Here is a 12,676-nt window from a genome sequence, read left to right on the forward strand (position 1 = left end):
ATACTTCCACCAACGAGCAGAACAAAAAAAGCTTGGGGTCTCCAAGCTTAACTACGTAAAAAGATTAAAATAATCGTCGCCGTTGCAAAAACGACTAAAACAAGCGTATCACGATTAGCCCATTTTAATTTACGGTATTTGCTGCGGCCTTCACCACCACGATAGCCGCGGGCTTCCATCGCTGTCGCTAAATCCTCTGCTCGATTGAAGCTGCTAACAAACAGTGGAATTAATAACGGCACGATTGCTTTGACTTTTTGAATCAAATTGCCATCGTTGAAATCTACTCCACGCGCTCGTTGTGCGTTCATGATTTTTTCGGTTTCATCCATTAATGTCGGCACAAAACGTAAAGCAATCGACAACATCAAGGCGATTTCATGTACTGGCAAATGGAATCGTTTCAAGGGATTTAACAAAGACTCGATCGCGTCAGACATCGATAACGGCGGTGTCGTCAACGTCAACAAAGTAGACATAAAAATAATCAAAACAAACCGGCAGAAAATAAACAATCCGTTTTGAATGCCGTAAGACGAAAGGCTAAAGACACCCCAAGACCAATACAATGTCCCACCACGTGTAAACAGCATCTGTAAAGCGACCGTGAAAACGATCAACCAAATCAGCGGCCGAACGCCTCGTAAAAAGAAGCTCAGACTAATTTTTGATAAAAAGACCGCAAACAGTGTAAAAGCGGCTAAAAATAAATAACTTTGCCAATTATTTGCTAAGAAAATAATCCCAATGAAATAAAAACTAGCAACGAGTTTGGCTCTCGGATCTAAACGATGAATCAATGAATCTCCGGGAATATAACGACCAAAAATCAATTTATTCATCATGGGCGTTTCCTCCTGCCTGTTGAAGGATCCAATCTGCCAACTCACCTTCGGTTAAAGGTAGTTGATCAAATTCAGCGCCTCTTTCCTGCATTTTTTCAGCAAACGCCGTCGCTTGAGGAACACCTAATTGTTTTTCCTTTAACCAAGCAACATTTTCAAAAACTTTATTCGGTTCGCCGTGTTTAACTACTTGTCCTTTTTCTAGTACGTAAACATAATCAGCAAAATTTGCCACGTCATCCATTAAATGAGTCACTAAAACAATCGTCATATTTTTTTCTTGATGCAAACGCCAGAACATTTCCATCATCTCTTTACGCCCAAGGGGATCTAAGCCCGCTGTCGGCTCATCTAAGACCAAGACGTCTGGTTCCATTGCCAGAACCCCAGCAATCGCAACGCGCCGCATTTGACCTCCTGACAGTTCAAAAGGCGAACGTTCTAAATATTCTTCATCAAGTCCCACTAATTTTAAATTTTCTCTCGCTAAGACGTAGGCATCTTCCTCACTGATCCCAAAATTTTTCGGACCAAAGGCAATATCCTTTGCAACCGTTTCTTCAAAAAGCTGTGCTTCAGGAAATTGAAAAACAATCCCAACTTTCTTTCGAACAGGCTTTAGGTTTTTATTATCAGTAGTAGGCGTGATAACGCGATCTCCAATAGTAACTTCGCCAGCCGTTGGTTTCAATAGCGCATTTAAATGTTGCAATAAGGTAGACTTCCCGCTGCCGGTATGGCCGACTAAGGCGGTATAAGAGCCTTCCTTAATATTTAGTTCAATTTCATGCAAGGCACGTTGTTCAAAGGGCGTATTTGGTTGATAAACATAACTTACTTTTTCAAAACGGATGTCCATAACCACTCCACCATCCCTTCTTCATCTAAATAATTTTGCGGGACAGTAACCCCACGTGCATTTAACGCCGCTTTCAATTTTTCCGGAAATGGCAAATCCAGTCCTAATGCTACCAGCTCTGGTCCTTCAGAAAAAATTTCATCCGGCGTACCTTCTTGATACAGTTCTCCGTCTCGCATAACTAAAATGCGGTTGGCACTGGCCGCTTCATCAATATCATGAGTAATTGAGATAACCGTCAATTCGCTTTCTTCTTTGATCTTGCGAATCGTTGCAATGACATCATCACGACCTTCAGGGTCAAGCATGCTGGTTGCTTCATCGAGAATGATAATATCTGGACGTAACGCTACCACACCAGCGATCGCTACCCGTTGCTTTTGTCCACCTGATAGACGCGCAGGCTCACGGGTCGCAAAGTCTTGCATTTTAACCTTTTCTAAGGCATCTTGCACGCGGTGCTGCATTTCGCTTCGCTCGATTCCTTGGTTCTCTAAACCAAAGGCCACATCATCTTCTACCGTCGCTCCGACAAATTGATTGTCCGGATTCTGAAAGACCATTCCTACTTGACGGCGAATGTCCCAGACGGTTTCTTCAGACAATTCTTTCCCACCAACATGAACCGTGCCCTTTTGCGGCAGATGCAACCCATTGATTGCTTTAGCTAATGTCGATTTTCCTGAACCGTTATGACCTACGATGGCCACCCATTCACCACGCTCAATGGAAAAGCTGACATTTTTTAACGCAGGCTTCGTTTCTTCTTGATAACTAAATTCTATTTGATTGATTTCAATAATTGGCTCCATGGTTACACCTTTCCACTTCTTTGCAAATCTGTTCTAAGCCTAGCAAAAAAGCTTCATTTTATCAATCCTTGATGCTCGATAAAATGCTTTTGTATACCGATCTGTCATGACAGCAATTTTGGGTATAAAAAAACACTTTATGATGAGTGCCGGCTTCCCAGACAATCTGGGAAGCGGCGCTGAGCTAGACTCGGAGAAAAATCTCCAACATCATAACACTCTAAAAGAATCATCTATAAAGTGAAGAGTGATTATTATACAAGTTCTAAAACAACCATAGGGGCGTTGTCGCCGCGACGAGGTTCAGTTTTTAAGATACGAGTGTATCCTCCTTGACGTTCAGCGTAACGAGGAGCGATGTCGTTGAATAATTTTTGTAATGCAGATTCAACAACGATTGCTTCGTTTTCTTCGCGAACATCAGCGATTTCATTACGTACAAAGCTAGCAGCTTGACGACGTGCATGAAGATCCCCGCGTTTTCCTAAGGTAATCATCTTTTCAGCAGTTGAACGAACTTCTTTCGCACGAGCTTCAGTCGTAACGATACGTTCGTTGATAATTAAGTCAGTTGTTAAGTCACGCAACATTGCTTTACGTTGGCTAGATGTGCGTCCTAATTTACGGTAACTCACGTAGGTTTCCCTCCTTTGTCAACAATATTAATCGTCTTTACGTAGTCCTAAACCAAGATCATGTAATTTAGCTTTCACTTCTTCAAGTGATTTACGGCCTAAATTACGTACTTTGATCATTTCAGGTTCAGACTTATTCGTTAATTCTTGAACCGTATTAATTCCGGCACGTTTCAAGCAATTATACGAACGTACAGACAAGTCTAGTTCTTCGATGGTCATTTCTAGCATTTTTTCTTTTTGTGTCTCTTCTTTTTCTACCATGATTTCAGCATTTTTCGCTTCATCAGTCAGATTAACAAAAATATCTAAATGTTCAGTTAAAATTTTCGCTGCAAGACTCAATGCTTCTTGAGCAATGATCGATCCGTCAGTCCAAATTTCCATCGTTAATTTATCGAAATCATCACGACGACCAACCCGAGTATTTTCAACTTGGTAGTTTACTTTACGAACTGGTGTGTAGATAGAATCGACCGGAAGGACACCGATTGGCATATCTTCCTTTTTATTTTCGTCTGCTTGAACATAGCCTCGACCAGGTTTTACTGTTAGGCGAGCATGAAATGTCGCACCTTCAGCAACCGTACAAATGTACATATCTTTATTCAAGATTTCAACGTCGCTGTCAACGATAATATCGCCGGCAGTGACAGTAGCTGGTCCAGTAATATCGATCTCAAGGGTTTTTTCTTCTTCGGCGAATAATTTCAACGCCAAACCTTTGATATTCAAGATGATTTGCACCACGTCTTCACGTACACCTTTGATGGTTGAGAATTCGTGTAACACCCCATCGATTTGAATATTAGTAATGGCTGCGCCTGGTAAAGAAGAAAGTAGAATACGACGTAGAGAATTACCTAAAGTAGTTCCATAACCTCTTTCCAAAGGTTCAACAACGAACTTGCCATAATCTCTGTCTTCATCAATTTTTGTGATTCTTGGTTTTTCGAATTCAATCATTCTTGTCTTTTACCCCTTTCAAAACGAAAAGTGTCTTGTTCAATGACGTTCCTGTAAAACTCATAGAAAAGAGGCACTCATTAAACACGACGGCGTTTTGGAGGGCGGCATCCATTATGAGGTACTGGAGTCACGTCACGAATTGCAGTTACTTCTAAACCAGTTGCTTGCAATGAACGAATCGCTGCTTCACGACCAGAACCAGGTCCTTTAACAGTGACTTCAACACTTTTCAATCCATGTTCCATTGCAGCTTTTGTTGCTGTTTCAGCAGCCATTTGAGCAGCGAAAGGTGTAGATTTTTTACTACCTTTGAAGCCTAATGAACCTGCAGATGACCATGCCAATGCGTTTCCGCTAGCATCAGTAATCATGACGATTGTATTATTGAAAGTCGAATGAATATGAGCAATACCTGTTTCAATATTCTTCTTCACACGACGTTTACGATTAACTTTCTTTGCTACCATGAAGATTTATACCTCCTTCACTAATTATTTTTTCTTGCCGGCAATAGCGCGAGCTGGGCCTTTACGAGTACGAGCGTTGTTCTTCGTGTTTTGTCCACGAGTTGGCAAGCCACGACGATGACGGATTCCACGGTAAGAACCGATTTCCATCAAACGCTTGATGTTTAAGTTGGTTTCACGACGAAGATCGCCTTCAACTTTTAATTTATCAACTTCAGCACGGATAGCATCTGTTTGTTCGTTCGTTAAGTCACGTACACGAACATCTTCAGAAACACCTGCATCGGCTAAAATTTGTTTCGCTGTAGTATTACCAATACCGAAAATATAAGTAAGGGAAATTACTACGCGTTTATCACGAGGAATATCTACTCCTGCAATACGAGCCATACTTAATTACACCTCCAATTATCCTTGACGTTGTTTATGTTTTGGGTTTGCTGGGCAAATCACCATAACTCGTCCATTACGACGAATAACTTTACAATGTTCACACATTGGTTTTACTGATGGTCTTACTTTCATGATTATACCTCCTGAAGTTTTACGGAGTACAACTTACTTAAAGCGATAGGTAATGCGACCACGGCTCAAATCATAGGGAGAAAGTTCTACTGTAACCTTATCTCCAGGTAAGATTCGAATGTAATACATCCGGATTTTACCAGATACGTGTGCAAGAACTTCGTGTCCGTTTTCCAATTCGACTTTAAACATTGCATTCGGCAAAGTTTCGACGACTGTTCCTTCGATTTCAATCATATCTTCTTTTGCCACGCAGAGTACCTCCTTGTAGTTGTTTCGCATTTTCACACGATAAAATGGCGGAAACTGCAGTTCCCACCTTAATTCTTAAGCTAACTCCTAAAATAGCTAGAAGTCGGACTGACAAATTCTATCATAAAACATCGAACTTGGCAAGATAAACTGCATCTCAAGTTGGTAGGCAAATTATTTATTGATAATCTTTTCTACATCCGCAAATACGGCATCAATTTCACGATCTCCATTTACTGGATATAACAAACCTTCTTCATTGTAATAAGCTAAAATCGGTTCGCTGTTTTTAACATTGACAGCTAAACGATTTTTAACTGTTTCAGGCTTATCATCTTCACGTTGATAAAACTCATGACTACCACAGCGGTCGCAAGTTCCTTCTACTTTCGTAGGGTTGAAGATTTTATGATAAGTTGCGCCACAATTACGGCACATGAAGCGTCCTGCTAAACGTTCAACTAACACGTCTTCTGCTACTTGAATGTCAATTACAGCATCAATCTTTTTGTTCAAGTCGGTTAACATTTCAGCTAATGCCTTGGCTTGATCTAAAGTACGAGGAAATCCATCCAGCAAGAAACCTTTTTCAGTGTCTTGTTGAGCTAAACGTTCCTTAACGATACCGTTCGTAACTTCATCTGGAACCAAATCCCCTGCATCCATATATGATTTTGCTTTCAATCCGAGTGTTGTCTCGTTTTTGATTGCTTCTCGGAACATATCCCCCGTGCTGATGTGTGGAATATTGTACGTTGCAACGATTCTTTCTGCTTGTGTTCCTTTGCCTGCTCCAGGCAGTCCCATTAAGATCAGGTTCATTGTTTTCCCTCCTAAATATTTGTATACGCCCGATGAAAAATCATCTTTTCATTTAGTACGCATACTTTTTACTCACTTGCCTGAGCAAGTAGTAAAATTGGTAAAGACCGGCGTTGAGGAAAACCCTCAACACACGAATCTATTCTCCATCCATGAAGCCGACATAGCGTCGTTTCAGCATGAGTCCTTCTAGTTGTTTTGCAGTTTCTAATGCAACACCGACTACGATCAAAAGACTTGTACCACCCAAACCGATTGATTGGGGCAAGTTCCAAACCATTTGCGCGATAATTGGAATCAAGGCGATCAGTCCTAAGAAAATAGCACCTACCACACTTAAACGCATCAAAATTGCAGAAACATATTCTTCCGTTCCTTTACCTGGTCTTACACGAGGAATATAACTTCCTTGCTTTTGTAAGTTCTCTGCTAATTTTTCAGGATTGACCTGAACAAACGCATAGAAGAAGGTGAAAGCAACAATCAGAACAGTATAAATCGCAGCGCCTGGGACTGTGTTATAACTAAATAACTTCGTTAAAACATCGTACCAGCCTTCCGCTTGGTATCTGCTAGCTAATGCTTGCAATACCGCATTGGGCGTCGCAATAAACGAGCTGGCAAAGATAACTGGGATAACACCGGCAGCATTTACTTTTAATGGTAGATAACTGCTCGTTGGTGCTCCTGCGACTTGCTTAGTATATTGAATAGGGATTTTTCTTTCTGCTTGTTGAAAGTACGTTACAAAAACGACAATCAAGATAATAGCAATCAATAAAATCACCACGAAAATCACTGACTTCCAAATATCACTAGGATCGATATTTACGAAATAATCATCGAAGATATCTTTGATACTTTGCGGTAAGCGGGAAATAATCCCTGCAAAGATAATCATCGAAACACCATTTCCAATTCCTTTTTCAGTGATTTGTTCACCCAGCCAGGTAACAAACATGGTACCGGCTGTTAGAATCAAGCCAATCGTAACGAAGGTTTGAACATTGCGATTTGGCACAAAACCAAATTGCGCAAAATAATCAAATCCAGCTGTAATACTAACAGACTGAATGAAAGCCAAAACTAAAGTCAAATAGCGTGTCGCTTGATTCAACTTCTTACGTCCAACTTCCCCTTGTTTTGACCATTCAACGAACTTAGGAACAATATCCATCTGCAACAATTGAATGACAATTGAAGCAGTGATATAAGGGGAAACCCCCATCGAGAAGATCGAAAAGTTTTGCATAGCTGAGCCGCTGACCAAATTCAACATTCTGAAAAAGGGCATCTCGCTCAGGCCTTGCAACCCATGTGCGTCAACTCCTGGTACAGTAATCTGAGCACCTAGCCTAAAAACTAGAAGCATTAAAACGGTGAACAAAATCCGTGATCGGATGTTCTGAACTTTGAAAGAATCCTTTAAAAGTTTGAACATTAAATCACCTCGATTGAACCACCAGCAGCTTCAATTGTTTCTTGAGCATGTTTCGAGAATTTCGCTGCTTTAACGGTTAGCTTTTTGTCTAATGATCCGTTTCCTAAAACTTTGATTCCGGCTTTTTCGTTTTTCACGATTCCAGCTTCAACTAGAGCAACAGGAGTTACTTCAGTTCCGTCTTCAAAACGATTTAAGACATCTAAATTGATTACAGCGTACTCTTTGCGGTTTACATTCGTAAATCCACGTTTTGGTAAACGACGGAATAAAGGCGTTTGACCACCTTCAAAACCTAAACGCACACCACCGCCTGAACGAGCCTTTTGACCTTTCTGACCACGTCCAGATGTTTTTCCGTTACCTGATGAAGTACCACGTCCAACGCGATTGCGAACTTTACGTGAACCTTCGGCAGGTTGTAATTCATGAAGTTTCATTATATAGGGCACCTCCTTAGATTGTAATCATCATTATTTGATTAAACTTCTTCTACGTCCACTAAATGAGAGACAGTGTTAACCATACCTTTGATTGCATCATTAGCAGGTTTAACGACAGTGCTGTTCATTTTTTTCAGACCCAACGCTTTAACAGTGTCACGTTGGTTTTGAGGACGTCCGATAATACTGCGTTTTAAAGTAATTTTTAATTCAGCCATTACATTCGTCCTCCTTAATTAGCTAAGTTTTCTACAGAGATGCCACGTAATGCCGCAACGTCTTCTGCTTTTTTCAATTGAGTCAATCCTTCAACAGTTGCGCGAACAACGTTGATTGGTGTGTTTGAACCTAAAGATTTAGAAGTTACATCGGCAACGCCAGCTAATTCCAAGACGGCACGAACTGGTCCACCAGCAGCAACTCCGGCACCTTCTACAGCAGGTTTCATCAAGATACGTCCGCCGCCGAATACACCAATAACTTCGTGAGGAAGCGTTGTTCCTACCATCGGTACTTCGACTAGGTTTTTCTTAGCATCTTCGATTGCTTTACGAATCGCTTCAGGTACTTCTTGAGCTTTACCAGTACCAAAGCCTACGTGACCGTTTTTGTCACCGACAACAACTAATGCCGCAAAACGTAGACGACGTCCACCTTTAACAACTTTAGTAACACGGTTGATCGCTACTACGCGGTCTTCTAATTCCAAATGATTTGGATCGATATAAACCATGAATGGTGTTCCTCCTTCTCCTAAAATTCTAGTCCATTTTCGCGTGCTGCTTCAGCTAAAGCTGCTACACGGCCATGGTAAAGGTATCCACCACGGTCAAAGACTACTTTCTTAATACCTTTTTCAGAAGCACGTTCTGCTACTAGTTTCCCAACAGCTTGTGCTTGTTCAGTTTTTGTTCCACCTGAAATTTCTTTATCCAAGGCAGAGGCACTTGCAAGCGTCACACCCGCTACGTCATCAATTACTTGCGCGTAGATGTTTTTGTTAGAACGAAAAACGTTCAAGCGTGGGCACTCAGCAGTACCAGAGATCTTACCGCGAACGCGCATGTGGCGTTTTTGGCGTGTCTTATTTTTATCTGGTTTTGAAATCACAATTGTCACCTCTTTGTTTAAGCTGGCCTAGGCCGCAAGTAGGTTTGACCTACTATTTACCAGTTTTACCTTCTTTACGACGTACATATTCGCCAACATAACGAATACCTTTGCCTTTATAAGGTTCTGGAGGACGAGTTCCGCGGATTTTCGCAGCTAATTCGCCTACTACTTCTTTGTTTGATCCTTTAACGATTACTTGCGTATTCGCAGGAACTTCGATTGTAACGCCTTCTGGTGCTACGATCTCAACTGGGTGAGAGTAACCAACGTTCAATACAAGTTTTGATCCTTGTAATTGCGCACGGTACCCAACCCCGATTAATTCTAATGCTTTTTGGAACCCTTCTGAAACACCAACAACCATGTTATTGAAGTTTGCACGAGTTGTTCCGTGGATTGTTTTCATTTCTTTGCTGTCGTTTGGACGAGTGAACGTTACTTCGTTTCCTTCGATGCTCATTTTGATATCAGAAGAAAAAGTACGCGTTAATTCACCTTTAGGTCCTTTAACAGTTACATCGTTTCCGTTTTGAGTTACTTCAACTCCAGCAGGTAAAACGACTAATTTATTACCAATACGGCTCACTTAAAGACACCTCCTCATGGATTGTTTGATATTACCAAACGTAAGCTAAGACTTCGCCGCCGACGTTTTTGCCTCTTGCTTCTTTATCAGTTACTAAACCTTCAGAAGTAGAGATGATTGCGATACCTAAACCGTTTAATACTTTTGGTACTTCGTCAGCTTTGACGTAAGCACGTAAGCCTGGTTTAGAGATACGTTTTAAGTTCGTGATAACACGTTCGTCATTTTTACCGTATTTAAGGAACACACGGATCATGCCTTGTTTGTCATCTTCGATATATTCAACATCACGTACGAAACCTTCACGTTTAAGGATTTCGGCGATGTCACGTTTGATTTTTGAAGCAGGTACTTCAACTGTATCGTGTTTTACCATGTTGGCATTACGAATACGAGTTAGAAAATCTGCAATTGGATCTGTCATGACCATTGAACTGTTTACCTCCTTTATGCGAGTTTATTTTACCAGCTTGCTTTCTTCACGCCGGGAATTTGACCTTTGTAGGCAAGTTCGCGGAAGCAAATACGGCAAAGATGAAATTTACGATAAACTGAATGTGGACGTCCGCAACGTTCGCAGCGAGTGTATTCTTGCGTTGAATGTTTTGCAGGGCGTTTATTTTTAGCAATCATTGATTTTTTAGCCAATTTTTTCGCCTCCTTGATTATTTTTGGAATGGCATTCCAAGTTGTGTTAATAATTCACGTGATTCTTCGTCGGTTTTCGCAGTTGTAACAACAACGATATCCATACCACGGACTTTATCAACTAAATCATAATCTACTTCAGGGAAGATCAATTGTTCTTTTACACCTAAAGTAAAGTTACCGCGGCCATCAAAGGATTTTTTGCTTACTCCGTGGAAGTCACGTACACGTGGAAGTGACACAGTCACTAATTTGTCTAAGAATTCATACATTCTTTCTCCGCGTAGTGTTACTTTCGCACCGATAGGCATTCCTTCACGTAAACGGAAACCAGCGATTGATTTTTTAGCTTTTGTGATGATTGGTTTTTGACCAGCGATCAAGGCTAATTCTTCAACAGCTTTGTCTAAGTTTTTTGCGTTTGATACCGCATCACCAACACCCATGTTGATGACGATTTTCTCAACTTTAGGAACTTCCATAACTGAATCATAGTTAAATTTTTCCATCAAAGATGGTGTAATTTCACTTACAAATTTTTCTTTTAGGCGGTTCATCTATAAGATCCTCCTTCCTTGTTTAATTATTTATCTAGAGTTTCGCCGGTTTTCTTAGAAACGCGGACTTTCTTGCCGTCAACCACTTTGTAGCCAACGCGTGTCGCTTCTCCATTTGAAGGGTCGATGACCATAACATTTGAAGCGTGAATTGGTGCTTCGACCTCAACGATACCGCCTTGAGGGGCAGTTTGAGAGGCTTTTTGATGTTTTTTAACGACATTAACGCCTTCAACAACGACTTTATCTTTTTTAGGAAGGGCTTCTAAAACTACGCCTTCTTTATTTCTGTCTTTACCAGAGATAACTTTTACTTTATCGCCTTTTTTAACGAACATTACTGTTGCGCACCTCCTTTGGTTGAATCTTTCGATTATAATACTTCCGGTGCCAATGAAACGATCTTCATGAAATTGCCTTCGCGTAGTTCACGAGCGACAGGTCCGAAGATACGTGTTCCTCTTGGGCTCTTGTCATCACGAATGATAACAGCTGCATTTTCATCAAATTTGATGTAAGAACCATCAGTACGGCGAGCGCCTGATTTAGTCCGAACGATAACGGCTTTGACAACTTCACCTTTTTTGACAACACCACCTGGCGTTGCTTGTTTAACCGTAGCAACAATCACATCACCGATATTGGCAGTTTTGCGACCAGATCCGCCAAGAACTTTAATAGTTAAAATTTCACGGGCGCCTGAGTTGTCCGCGATTTTTAAACGGCTTTCTGCTTGGATCACTTGTGTATCCTCCTTTCAGATTTAAAAAACATCTATATAGGAAAATCTCGTGTGATTAGATAATCACTGCTTTTTCAACGATTTCAACCAGACGGAAACGTTTGGTAGCTGATAATGGACGAGTTTCCATGATTTTCACGATATCACCAATTTTTGCTTCATTGTTTTCATCGTGAGCTTTGTATTTTTTAGAATACTTCATACGTTTACCGTAGATTGGGTGATTCTTTTGGGTTTCAACGACAACAGTGATCGTTTTTTCCATTTTATCAGATACCACGCGTCCTTGATAAACTTTACGTTGATTTCTTTCTTCAGTCATACTGGAAATGGCCTCCTTCCACTATTTGTCAGCTTGTTCGTGCAACACAGTTTTAATGCGTGCAATCGATTTACGTACTTCTTTAATACGTGCAGTGTTTTCTAATTGACCTGTTGCTAATTGAAATCTAAGATTGAACAATTCTTCTTTTAATTGTTTTTCTTGATCTAGCATTTCGGCAGTGGTTAATTCTCTGATTTCTTTAACCTTCATTCGATTCACCACCCATTTCCTCACGTTTTACGATCTTCGTTTTCATAGGTAATTTGTGAGAAGCAAGACGTAATGCTTCGCGAGCTACTTCTTCAGGAACACCGGCGATTTCAAACATGATCTTGCCGCGTTTAACTGGTGAAACCCATCCTTCAGGAGCACCTTTACCTTTACCCATACGTACGCCGATCGCTTTAGATGTATATGATTTATGAGGGAAAATTTTGATCCATACTTTCCCACCACGCTTCATGTAACGAGTCATAGCGATACGTGAAGCTTCGATTTGACGGTTGGTGATCCAATGTGATTCTACAGCTTGTAAGCCGAATTCACCAAAAGCAATCTCTTTACCGCCTTTAGCTTCTCCGCGCATTTTTCCACGGAATTCACGACGGTGTTTTACACGTTTAGGTACTAACATG

24 protein-coding genes are annotated in these 12,676 nt (G+C 40.9%); all 24 read right to left on the reverse strand.

The features are described from left to right. Window positions 1–47: 47 nt before the first annotated feature. The 24 genes from FFM67_RS02545 to rplP all read right to left on the reverse strand — a co-directional run bounded on the left by FFM67_RS02545 (window position 48) and on the right by rplP (window position 12,675). Entirely contained in the window at window positions 48–845 is a 798-nt protein-coding gene (locus tag FFM67_RS02545) for an energy-coupling factor transporter transmembrane component T family protein (protein ID WP_137613094.1), read from the reverse strand. After that, window positions 835–1,704 carry an energy-coupling factor ABC transporter ATP-binding protein gene (locus FFM67_RS02550; protein ID WP_137613095.1) on the reverse strand — a complete coding sequence of 290 codons (870 nt, stop codon included), beginning with the start codon at window positions 1,702–1,704 and terminating at the stop codon, window positions 835–837. Before FFM67_RS02550 ends, FFM67_RS02545 begins: the two co-directional genes overlap by 11 nt. After that, window positions 1,680–2,516, reverse strand: a complete 837-nt coding sequence (locus tag FFM67_RS02555) for an energy-coupling factor ABC transporter ATP-binding protein (RefSeq protein ID WP_137613096.1) — start codon at window positions 2,514–2,516, stop codon at window positions 1,680–1,682. Before FFM67_RS02555 ends, FFM67_RS02550 begins: the two co-directional genes overlap by 25 nt. Before the next feature lie 254 nt (window positions 2,517–2,770). Next, complete coding sequence (gene rplQ, locus FFM67_RS02560) at window positions 2,771–3,151, reverse strand: 50S ribosomal protein L17 (protein ID WP_137613097.1); 381 nt, start codon at window positions 3,149–3,151, stop codon at window positions 2,771–2,773. A 27-nt stretch (window positions 3,152–3,178) separates the two neighbouring features. Next, a complete protein-coding gene (locus tag FFM67_RS02565; protein ID WP_010747196.1) occupies window positions 3,179–4,117 on the reverse strand; it encodes a DNA-directed RNA polymerase subunit alpha in 939 nt (312 codons plus the stop codon). A gap of 80 nt (window positions 4,118–4,197) precedes the next feature. Beyond that, window positions 4,198–4,587 (reverse strand): 30S ribosomal protein S11, encoded by a 390-nt coding sequence (gene rpsK, locus FFM67_RS02570; RefSeq protein ID WP_071861716.1) that lies wholly within the window; start codon window positions 4,585–4,587, stop codon window positions 4,198–4,200. Between the two features lie 24 nt (window positions 4,588–4,611). Next, the gene (gene rpsM, locus FFM67_RS02575; protein ID WP_084133244.1) at window positions 4,612–4,977 is read right to left on the reverse strand and encodes a 30S ribosomal protein S13; all 366 of its coding nucleotides are present in this window, start codon (window positions 4,975–4,977) and stop codon (window positions 4,612–4,614) included. 18 nt (window positions 4,978–4,995) lie between these two features. Further along, window positions 4,996–5,112 (reverse strand): 50S ribosomal protein L36, encoded by a 117-nt coding sequence (rpmJ, locus tag FFM67_RS02580; protein ID WP_010742772.1) that lies wholly within the window; start codon window positions 5,110–5,112, stop codon window positions 4,996–4,998. A 33-nt stretch (window positions 5,113–5,145) separates the two neighbouring features. Beyond that, window positions 5,146–5,364: a translation initiation factor IF-1 gene (gene infA, locus FFM67_RS02585; RefSeq protein ID WP_010742771.1), complete on the reverse strand. Its 219-nt coding sequence runs from the start codon at window positions 5,362–5,364 to the stop codon at window positions 5,146–5,148. A gap of 174 nt (window positions 5,365–5,538) precedes the next feature. Next, entirely contained in the window at window positions 5,539–6,186 is a 648-nt protein-coding gene (locus FFM67_RS02590) for an adenylate kinase (protein WP_137613098.1), read from the reverse strand. A gap of 139 nt (window positions 6,187–6,325) precedes the next feature. Continuing rightward, window positions 6,326–7,627, reverse strand: coding sequence for a preprotein translocase subunit SecY (gene secY, locus FFM67_RS02595; protein WP_071861719.1), 1,302 nt, complete (start codon window positions 7,625–7,627; stop codon window positions 6,326–6,328). Next, window positions 7,627–8,067 carry a 50S ribosomal protein L15 gene (rplO, locus tag FFM67_RS02600; RefSeq protein WP_010742768.1) on the reverse strand — a complete coding sequence of 147 codons (441 nt, stop codon included), beginning with the start codon at window positions 8,065–8,067 and terminating at the stop codon, window positions 7,627–7,629. Before rplO ends, secY begins: the two co-directional genes overlap by 1 nt. A 41-nt stretch (window positions 8,068–8,108) precedes the next feature. Then, a complete protein-coding gene (rpmD, locus tag FFM67_RS02605; RefSeq protein ID WP_010747202.1) occupies window positions 8,109–8,288 on the reverse strand; it encodes a 50S ribosomal protein L30 in 180 nt (59 codons plus the stop codon). A 14-nt stretch (window positions 8,289–8,302) separates the two neighbouring features. Next, on the reverse strand, window positions 8,303–8,803 hold the full coding sequence (rpsE, locus tag FFM67_RS02610; RefSeq protein WP_071861720.1) for a 30S ribosomal protein S5: 501 nt from the start codon (window positions 8,801–8,803) through the stop codon (window positions 8,303–8,305). 20 nt (window positions 8,804–8,823) lie between these two features. Beyond that, window positions 8,824–9,180: a 50S ribosomal protein L18 gene (gene rplR / locus FFM67_RS02615; RefSeq protein WP_083507461.1), complete on the reverse strand. Its 357-nt coding sequence runs from the start codon at window positions 9,178–9,180 to the stop codon at window positions 8,824–8,826. A gap of 52 nt (window positions 9,181–9,232) precedes the next feature. After that, window positions 9,233–9,769: a 50S ribosomal protein L6 gene (gene rplF / locus FFM67_RS02620; protein WP_071861721.1), complete on the reverse strand. Its 537-nt coding sequence runs from the start codon at window positions 9,767–9,769 to the stop codon at window positions 9,233–9,235. A 31-nt stretch (window positions 9,770–9,800) separates the two neighbouring features. Next, on the reverse strand, window positions 9,801–10,199 hold the full coding sequence (rpsH, locus tag FFM67_RS02625) for a 30S ribosomal protein S8 (protein WP_016179477.1): 399 nt from the start codon (window positions 10,197–10,199) through the stop codon (window positions 9,801–9,803). Between the two features lie 32 nt (window positions 10,200–10,231). Next, entirely contained in the window at window positions 10,232–10,417 is a 186-nt protein-coding gene (locus FFM67_RS02630) for a type Z 30S ribosomal protein S14 (RefSeq protein WP_028020384.1), read from the reverse strand. A 17-nt stretch (window positions 10,418–10,434) separates the two neighbouring features. Beyond that, window positions 10,435–10,974, reverse strand: a complete 540-nt coding sequence (gene rplE, locus FFM67_RS02635; protein ID WP_071861722.1) for a 50S ribosomal protein L5 — start codon at window positions 10,972–10,974, stop codon at window positions 10,435–10,437. Between the two features lie 26 nt (window positions 10,975–11,000). Beyond that, on the reverse strand, window positions 11,001–11,312 hold the full coding sequence (rplX, locus tag FFM67_RS02640; RefSeq protein WP_071861723.1) for a 50S ribosomal protein L24: 312 nt from the start codon (window positions 11,310–11,312) through the stop codon (window positions 11,001–11,003). Between the two features lie 35 nt (window positions 11,313–11,347). Further along, a complete protein-coding gene (rplN, locus tag FFM67_RS02645; protein ID WP_010782054.1) occupies window positions 11,348–11,716 on the reverse strand; it encodes a 50S ribosomal protein L14 in 369 nt (122 codons plus the stop codon). 55 nt (window positions 11,717–11,771) lie between these two features. Next, on the reverse strand, window positions 11,772–12,038 hold the full coding sequence (gene rpsQ / locus FFM67_RS02650; RefSeq protein ID WP_137613099.1) for a 30S ribosomal protein S17: 267 nt from the start codon (window positions 12,036–12,038) through the stop codon (window positions 11,772–11,774). A 21-nt stretch (window positions 12,039–12,059) separates the two neighbouring features. Then, window positions 12,060–12,251, reverse strand: a complete 192-nt coding sequence (gene rpmC / locus FFM67_RS02655; protein ID WP_071857881.1) for a 50S ribosomal protein L29 — start codon at window positions 12,249–12,251, stop codon at window positions 12,060–12,062. After that, a complete protein-coding gene (gene rplP / locus FFM67_RS02660) occupies window positions 12,241–12,675 on the reverse strand; it encodes a 50S ribosomal protein L16 (protein ID WP_010742757.1) in 435 nt (144 codons plus the stop codon). Before rplP ends, rpmC begins: the two co-directional genes overlap by 11 nt. Window position 12,676: the final 1 nt, after the last annotated feature.

It is taken from the genome of Enterococcus viikkiensis (assembly GCF_005405345.1).
Classification (GTDB): domain Bacteria; phylum Bacillota; class Bacilli; order Lactobacillales; family Enterococcaceae; genus Enterococcus_A; species Enterococcus_A viikkiensis.

Excerpts from the sequence above, each read along its gene's own strand:
- rpsQ (WP_137613099.1), bottom strand. The coding sequence starts at position 12,038 with ATGACTGAAGAAAGAAATCAACGTAAAGTTTATCAAGGACGCGTGGTA.
- FFM67_RS02555 (WP_137613096.1), bottom strand. The coding sequence starts at position 2,516 with ATGGAGCCAATTATTGAAATCAATCAAATAGAATTTAGTTATCAAGAA.
- FFM67_RS02545 (WP_137613094.1), bottom strand. The coding sequence starts at position 845 with ATGATGAATAAATTGATTTTTGGTCGTTATATTCCCGGAGATTCATTG.
- rplX (WP_071861723.1), bottom strand. The coding sequence starts at position 11,312 with ATGTTCGTTAAAAAAGGCGATAAAGTAAAAGTTATCTCTGGTAAAGAC.
- rplE (WP_071861722.1), bottom strand. The coding sequence starts at position 10,974 with ATGAACCGCCTAAAAGAAAAATTTGTAAGTGAAATTACACCATCTTTG.
- FFM67_RS02590 (WP_137613098.1), bottom strand. The coding sequence starts at position 6,186 with ATGAACCTGATCTTAATGGGACTGCCTGGAGCAGGCAAAGGAACACAA.
- rpsE (WP_071861720.1), bottom strand. The coding sequence starts at position 8,803 with ATGGTTTATATCGATCCAAATCATTTGGAATTAGAAGACCGCGTAGTA.
- FFM67_RS02550 (WP_137613095.1), bottom strand. The coding sequence starts at position 1,704 with ATGGACATCCGTTTTGAAAAAGTAAGTTATGTTTATCAACCAAATACG.
- rpsK (WP_071861716.1), bottom strand. The coding sequence starts at position 4,587 with ATGGTAGCAAAGAAAGTTAATCGTAAACGTCGTGTGAAGAAGAATATT.
- rpmD (WP_010747202.1), bottom strand. The coding sequence starts at position 8,288 with ATGGCTGAATTAAAAATTACTTTAAAACGCAGTATTATCGGACGTCCT.
- rplP (WP_010742757.1), bottom strand. The coding sequence starts at position 12,675 with ATGTTAGTACCTAAACGTGTAAAACACCGTCGTGAATTCCGTGGAAAA.
- secY (WP_071861719.1), bottom strand. The coding sequence starts at position 7,627 with ATGTTCAAACTTTTAAAGGATTCTTTCAAAGTTCAGAACATCCGATCA.
- rpsM (WP_084133244.1), bottom strand. The coding sequence starts at position 4,977 with ATGGCTCGTATTGCAGGAGTAGATATTCCTCGTGATAAACGCGTAGTA.
- rpsH (WP_016179477.1), bottom strand. The coding sequence starts at position 10,199 with ATGGTCATGACAGATCCAATTGCAGATTTTCTAACTCGTATTCGTAAT.
- FFM67_RS02565 (WP_010747196.1), bottom strand. The coding sequence starts at position 4,117 with ATGATTGAATTCGAAAAACCAAGAATCACAAAAATTGATGAAGACAGA.
- rpmJ (WP_010742772.1), bottom strand. The coding sequence starts at position 5,112 with ATGAAAGTAAGACCATCAGTAAAACCAATGTGTGAACATTGTAAAGTT.
- rplO (WP_010742768.1), bottom strand. The coding sequence starts at position 8,067 with ATGAAACTTCATGAATTACAACCTGCCGAAGGTTCACGTAAAGTTCGC.
- rpmC (WP_071857881.1), bottom strand. The coding sequence starts at position 12,251 with ATGAAGGTTAAAGAAATCAGAGAATTAACCACTGCCGAAATGCTAGAT.